1 protein-coding gene is annotated in these 518 nt (G+C 40.3%); it reads right to left on the reverse strand.

Annotation, left to right across the window (positions count from 1 at the left end):
* On the reverse strand, window positions 1–422 hold a 422-nt coding region (locus PZE06_RS26000; protein WP_191963726.1), incomplete at its 3' end, for a transposase.
* Between the last annotated feature and the right edge of the window lie 96 nt (window positions 423–518).

The following is a 518-nucleotide window of genomic DNA, read 5'->3' on the forward strand; positions in this document are numbered from 1 at the left end:
AAACCATAGATCTCCTCTATCGTAGAAGAGATGTCTCGTTGAGACATTCCTCTGGCGTACATCGCAATGACCTTATCCTCGATAGAGGATACGTCTCTTTTACGCTTTGGAATCAATTGGGGTTCAAATGAACCCTCCCGATCACGAGGAACGGCAATTTCAACTTCTCCAGCCGTTGTTTTCACCACCTTTTTGCCATATCCATTTCTTCTATTCTCTGTATCTTTTTGGCCCTTGTCATTTGATTCATAGCCCAAATGGTGATTCATTTCTCCTTTTAGCATAGACTCAAACATGGGACCAAATAGGTCTTTTAATGCGGCTTGCATCTCCTCTACTGACTTAGGTTGATACTGTTCGATAATCTTGTTCGCTAATTCTACGGAGTTTGGATCTCTTTTCAATTTCCCCACCGAAATCACTCCTTTAGCTTTATACTTATGATTCTATCAAATAAAAAACTGTGTGAGTAAGGAATCGTACGCATTCCTCACTTACACAGTTAATATTACACTCCC

The organism is Robertmurraya sp. DFI.2.37 (assembly GCF_029211245.1).
GTDB lineage: Bacteria > Bacillota > Bacilli > Bacillales > Cytobacillaceae > Robertmurraya > Robertmurraya methanolica_A.